Raw genomic sequence first — 6,205 nt, 5'->3', positions numbered from 1 at the left:
GGTATTCATGAACCTCCTGCGTCGGTTTCATTGGAAAGCAAAGAAATCGAAGATTCACGAAATCCGATAAAAACAATAACAACCCATTGAGTAAATTGAAAGAATTATTTAATTGTTGGTTTTACTAGATTGCTCCCATTATTTAAAACTATTGTTCAAAAAACATGAGTGATCAAATTAATCCTAATTTTTACATAAACACAACAATTGTTCTTGATCCCTATAGTTTTCTATACATGTAAGGCTCTATTATCGGTTGCTGCCAAAGCAGCTTCTTTTACAGCTTCTGCAAAGGTTGGGTGTGCATGGCTCATTCTGGAGATATCCTCGGCGGATGCCCTAAATTCCATTGCGGTAACCGCTTCGGCAATTAAGTCGGCCATTCTTGCTCCGATCATATGTACTCCTAAAACTTCATCGGTATCTTTATCTGCCAATATCTTGACAAAGCCATCCAAATCCATACTGGCCCTAGCCCGCCCCAAGGCGCGCATTGGAAACTGACCTACCTTATAGGCTACTCCGGCTTCCTTAAGTTCCTCTTCGGTTTTTCCTACCGCTGCAACTTCAGGCCAGGTATATACCACACCTGGAATTAGGTTATAGTCTATATGTGGTTTTTGTCCTGCCAATATTTCGGCTACGAAAGTTCCTTCCTCTTCGGCCTTATGTGCCAACATGGCTCCCCTTACCACATCACCTAGGGCATAAATGTTGGGTACATTGGTCTGTAAGTGCTCATTTACGGCTATGGTACCGTTCTTTTCCAGTTTAACACCGGAAGCCTCAATGTTCAATCCATCGGTATAAGGCCTTCTTCCTACAGAAACCAAACAATAGTCTCCTTTAAAAGTTATCTCTTCCCCTTTTTTATCCTCTGCCTTAACAATTACTTCCTTGCCTTTGGCCTCTACCGATTTAACTTTATGGGATAGATTAAATTTTACCTTTTGCTTCTTCATTACTTTCAACAATTCTTTTGAAAGTGCTCCATCCATTCCAGGAATAATACGGTCCATATATTCTATTACCGTAACCTCTGCCCCTAATCTTTTGTAGACCTGTCCCAATTCCAATCCTATTACGCCACCTCCAATAACAATAAGGTGTTTGGGTATTTCCTTAAGTTTTAGGGCTTCTGTAGAAGTAATAACGCGCTCTTTGTCCAATTTGATAAAGGGCAGGCTTGATGGCTTGGATCCTGTAGCAATAATTATGTTTTTTGCCTCAATGGTCTCTGTTTTTCCATCGTTCTTTTTTATATTGATGTGGGTAGCATCCTTAAAACTCCCAACACCTTCATAAACCTCAATTTTGTTCTTGTCCATAAGGAACTTTACCCCGGCACAGGTCTGATCTACCACTGCCTGTTTCCTGCCGATCATTTTCTCTAGGTTGATCTTGATTTCCCCAGGAATTTCAATTCCGTGATCTTCAAAATGCTTTACGGCATCCTCGTAATGGTGGGATGAGTCCAATAAAGCTTTGGAAGGAATACACCCTACATTAAGGCATGTACCGCCCAAAGTTGAATATTTTTCTATTATCGCAGTCTTCATTCCTAACTGGGCGCAACGGATGGCTGCAACATATCCACCAGGACCTGAGCCTATAATGGCTACATCGTATTGGGTCATATTATTATGGTATTGTAAATATTAATTTCATTAATGTGAATACAAAAATACGAATGTTTTATTGTTGGGCAACATTCATATTAAATGGGATATTAACGTATTATGGACTGTTTTTGTTATACAAATACTTCTGTGGTACTTTTTACTTCATTGATGACAAAGGAACTTTGGGTACTTCCAATGTGGTTAATGGCGGTAAGTTTGGTAATCATGAACTCCCTATACTCTTCCATGTCCGCCACATATATTTTAAGGATATAATCATAATCGCCACTGGTATGATAACATTCCGCTACCTCATTTAATTTAAGTATCTCCCTTTCAAATTGAAGTACATACTCCTTAATGTGTTGTACCAATTTAACATGGCATAATACGGTAAAGGCCTTGTTTACCTTCTTTTTGTCTACCAAGGCCACATAATTGGTTATTACACCCAGCTTTTCCAGTCTTTTAATGCGTTCGTAAACTGCGGTGACGGACAGATTTAGCTGCAGGGCATATTCCTTGGTGGTCCTTTTGCTATCGTTTTGTAACAGCCCCAACAATTTAATGTCGATTTCATCAAACTTCATACTGGTATATTTTCTAAAGTCTACCTTAAATCAGATAACTTATATAAAAATAAACTATATATATGTAAAAATATAGTTTTATAATCTAATATTATTTATTTAGGTTGATTAAATGTTGTAATAACTTTAATTTTATAGTAAATTAAATATAGTACTATGGACTTTAAAGCAGCTGATAATTTACAGGATTTACAATATTTTGGAGAATATGGGGGTGTTAATCCCTCCATATCGGACTCTTCCACCTATACATTTTTATCGGCAAAAACCATGTTCGATACTTTTGAGGGCAACACCGAAGGCTGTTATCTCTACAGTAGGCACTCCTCCCCTTCCAATCTATATTTGGGAGAAGCCCTGGCCGCTTTGGAAGGAACGGAAACCGCCAATGTAACCGCAAGCGGTATGGGAGCAATAAGCGCCGTAATTTTACAGTTGTGCAATGCTGGCGACCATATTGTTAGTAGTAGGACCATTTATGGAGGTACTTATGCACTCATGAAGAATTTTTTAAAGAAATTCAATATTGGAATTTCCTTTGTGGATACCACTAATATGGACGCAGTGGCCATGGCCATAACCCCAAAAACAAAAATGATCTATTGTGAGTCGGTCAGTAATCCATTATTGGAAGTGGCCGATATAAAGGCACTTTCCAAACTCGCTAAAAAAAATAACATCCCCTTGGTGGTCGACAATACTTTTTCGCCCCTATCCATCTCGCCTGCAAAATTGGGAGCCGATATTGTTATCCATAGTTTAACAAAATTTATAAATGGCACCAGTGATTGCGTGGCCGGGGCAGTGTGTGGCACTAAAGATTTTTGTTTGGGCCTCAAGGATGTAAATAATGGAGCTGGTATGTTATTGGGCAGTACTTTGGATAGTTTAAGGGCATCTTCCATATTGAAGAACATGAGGACCCTACATATAAGGATGAAGAAACATAGTGAAAACACGATGTACCTGGCCAAAAATTTTGAAAACGACGGATTGCGGGTTGTATATCCTGGATTACAATCGCATGTGGGTCACGAGGTGATGAAAAAGCAATACAATATGGAATACGGTTTCGGTGGCCTAATGACTCTAGACGTGGGTTCCTTGGAAAAGGCCAATGCCTTAATGGAGTTAATGCAAAAGAAACATTTGGGCTATTTAGCGGTGAGTTTGGGCTTTTATAAAACCTTATTTAGTGCCCCGGGAACATCTACCTCTTCGGAAATTCCTTTGGAAGAGCAGTTGGAAATGGGGCTGACCAATGGTTTAATTAGATTTTCAATAGGCTTGGACGACCATATTGACAGAACCTATATGGCCATGAAGGATTGTTTGATCCAATTGGATATTTTAAGGCCTGAAAGCGCAAAGGTGTAAAATTGGGTTTGCAGAAGAGTGATCAAAATCGTAATATTACGAAGAAACTAATAGCTTCTAAATGCAGAACCTGAGTACCAACCCCGCTGGACCCGAAAACGAACATATTGTAGAAAACAAAGAATTGAATCTCTGGGAAGCCCTTATCCCGGTTGTTCTTTTGATGATGATGTTGGCCTATAATATTTTCTATGCGGAGGGAGAATGGTTTGGGGAATATTCCAATCAGATTATTTTGTTGATCGGTGGCGCTATCAGTGCCATTGTTGGGCTCTTTAATAAGACTTCCATAAAAACTATGGGGCTTGAAGTCTTGGAAAATCTAAAAAGTGTTCTTGTTCCGATCATGATTTTATTTTTGGTGGGGGCCTTGGCAGGTACATGGTTGGTGAGCGGGGTTATCCCTGCTATGGTTTATTATGGCCTTCAAGTTTTGAATCCCTCTATTTTTTTACCGGCTTCGGTGGTAATAGCTGCCATAATTTCCGTGGCCACAGGTAGTTCATGGACTACCTCCGCTACGGTAGGAATCGCATTGGTCGGTATAGGGACGGCCTTGGGCATTAATCCAGGTATGATTGCCGGTGCCGTAATTTCCGGCGCTTATTTTGGAGATAAGATGTCCCCTTTAAGTGATACGACCAACTTGGCTCCGGCCATGGCGGGAACAGACTTGTTTACCCATATAAAGTATATGGCCATTACCACTGTTCCCACCATTTTGATCACTTTAGGGATCTTTACCATCATTAGTTTTAACATCGAGACTTCAGGGAGTGCCGATGTTAGCGCACTCTTGGATACTATTAACCATACTTTTAATATAAATCCTTATTTGTTTATAGTGCCCGGGGTGGTCATTGCGCTAATACTTTTTAAAACCAAACCATTGATAGCCCTTGGTTCCGGAGTAGCCTTAGCCGGGGTATTTGCCCTGTTTTTTCAGACAGAGGTATTAAAGACCTTATCCGATTCCAATGTAACGGCAATTTTCAATTCCATTTTTACCGATACTGCTATAGTTACGGAAAATGAAAAGTTGAACGACCTGTTCAGTGCAGGAGGCATGAAAGGTATGATATGGACCATTTTGCTTATATGTTGTGCTATGGTGTTTGGTGGTATTATGGATGGCATTGGCGCCTTGGCCCGCATTACAAAATCTTTATTATCCATTGCAAGTTCCATATTTGGTTTGTTTGCCAGTACCGTAATGAGCTGTATAGGACTAAATGCCATAGCCAGTGATCAATACCTGGCAATTGTGATCCCTGGAAAAATGTTTAAAAAAGCCTTTCATGATAAGGGCTTGGCCCCGGAAAATTTGAGTAGGACATTGGAAGATTCAGGTACTGTAACCTCGGTTTTGATTCCTTGGAATACTTGTGGGGCTTATCAGTCGGGCGTATTGGGCGTTGGTGTTGCGGAATATTTTGTGTATGCCATATTCAATTGGTTAAGTCCATTTACGACACTGTTCTTTGCAGCCTTGCATATAAAGATTAGGCAGCTAAAGACGTCAAAGTTAGCTGGATAATAAACTTTAGTTCAAATCTTATTTATCGGAATTCCAGGATGCCTAAAATAGATTAACATTTGTCAAATATCTTTCCTAATTGCAGTTTCGCAAGTACCAAATGGGTGATTTTATTTAGAAATCAAAAAATTTTTGGAGTCTTTTATTTTGGATAATATCCGACTTCATATTTTTGCGCCATTTGTATTGTGAAATTGGAAAATTTAAGGGGTGTATTTTTTTAATTCCACAAGTAAAATCAATAATCGGCAGAGGTATATACAATTGTTATATAGGCATAAGATTTTTAAATCCATAATAGCACAAACCCCTTTAATAAGATGTAATTTTACATCAGAAATTAATTGTATAAATATTATAAATATGACTTTAGTAGGTAAAAAATTTCCAAATCTTAGCGTTAACGCAATGAATGATTTAGGCGATACATTCAAATTGAATGTATTGGAGGAAGCTCAAAAAAATAATAAGAAGGTTATCCTATTTTGGTACCCAAAAGATTTCACTTTTGTTTGTCCAACGGAGCTTCATGCTTTTCAAGCTGCTTTGGGAGAATTTGAAAAAAGAAATACAATTGTTATCGGAGCTTCTTGTGATACTGCAGAAGTTCATTTTGCTTGGTTAAATACAGCGAAGGATAACGGAGGAATTGAAGGGGTCACCTACCCTATTCTTGCAGATAGCAACAGAAACTTGGCCTCTACTTTGGGCATATTGGATATCACCAATGAGCAGTACAATGAGGAAACGGGTGTTGTTATGGTAGATGGTGACAATGTAACCTACAGAGCCACTTATTTAATAGATGAGGAAGGAACCGTATTCCATGAAGGAATAAACCATATGCCTTTGGGTAGGAATGTAAATGAGTATCTGCGATTGATCGATGCATATACCCACGTTCAACAAAAAGGTGAGGTTTGTCCTGCCAACTGGGAAGAAGGTAAAGAGGCTATGACGGCAGATAGAAATGGCGTTGCCAATTATTTGTCCGCACACGCAAACTAAATTCATGAATTAAATATAAGGAGTCAACCGCAATGAGGCGCTGGCTCCTTTTAAATAAAATTAAATTTAGA

Annotated in this window: 5 protein-coding genes; 3 read left to right on the top strand and 2 right to left on the bottom strand. The window is 39.0% G+C overall.

What is annotated here, in order from left to right; translation table 11 throughout:
- Nucleotides 1-230: 230 nt before the first annotated feature.
- Entirely contained in the window at nt 231-1,637 is a 1,407-nt protein-coding gene (gene lpdA / locus B9Y87_RS21455) for a dihydrolipoyl dehydrogenase (RefSeq protein WP_085500998.1), read from the bottom strand.
- 116 nt (nt 1,638-1,753) lie between these two features.
- Nucleotides 1,754-2,212, bottom strand: coding sequence for an Lrp/AsnC family transcriptional regulator (locus B9Y87_RS21450; protein ID WP_085500997.1), 459 nt, complete (start codon nt 2,210-2,212; stop codon nt 1,754-1,756).
- 156 nt (nt 2,213-2,368) lie between these two features.
- Here B9Y87_RS21450 and B9Y87_RS21445 point away from each other — a divergent pair, with 156 nt between their 5' ends.
- From B9Y87_RS21445 to B9Y87_RS21435, 3 genes are all read left to right on the top strand, one after another.
- Complete coding sequence (locus tag B9Y87_RS21445) at nt 2,369-3,589, top strand: aminotransferase class I/II-fold pyridoxal phosphate-dependent enzyme (RefSeq protein WP_085500996.1); 1,221 nt, start codon at nt 2,369-2,371, stop codon at nt 3,587-3,589.
- Nucleotides 3,590-3,650: 61 nt separating this feature from the next.
- Complete coding sequence (locus B9Y87_RS21440) at nt 3,651-5,126, top strand: Na+/H+ antiporter NhaC family protein (RefSeq protein ID WP_085500995.1); 1,476 nt, start codon at nt 3,651-3,653, stop codon at nt 5,124-5,126.
- Between the two features lie 363 nt (nt 5,127-5,489).
- The gene (locus B9Y87_RS21435; RefSeq protein ID WP_085500994.1) at nt 5,490-6,134 is read left to right on the top strand and encodes a peroxiredoxin; all 645 of its coding nucleotides are present in this window, start codon (nt 5,490-5,492) and stop codon (nt 6,132-6,134) included.
- Nucleotides 6,135-6,205: the final 71 nt, after the last annotated feature.

Origin of the sequence: Arenibacter troitsensis, from assembly GCF_900177645.1 — a bacterium.
Classification (GTDB): domain Bacteria; phylum Bacteroidota; class Bacteroidia; order Flavobacteriales; family Flavobacteriaceae; genus Arenibacter; species Arenibacter troitsensis.
The sequence above is the reverse complement of the archived record's forward strand: the minus strand, read 5'-3'. Positions and strand labels throughout refer to the sequence as shown.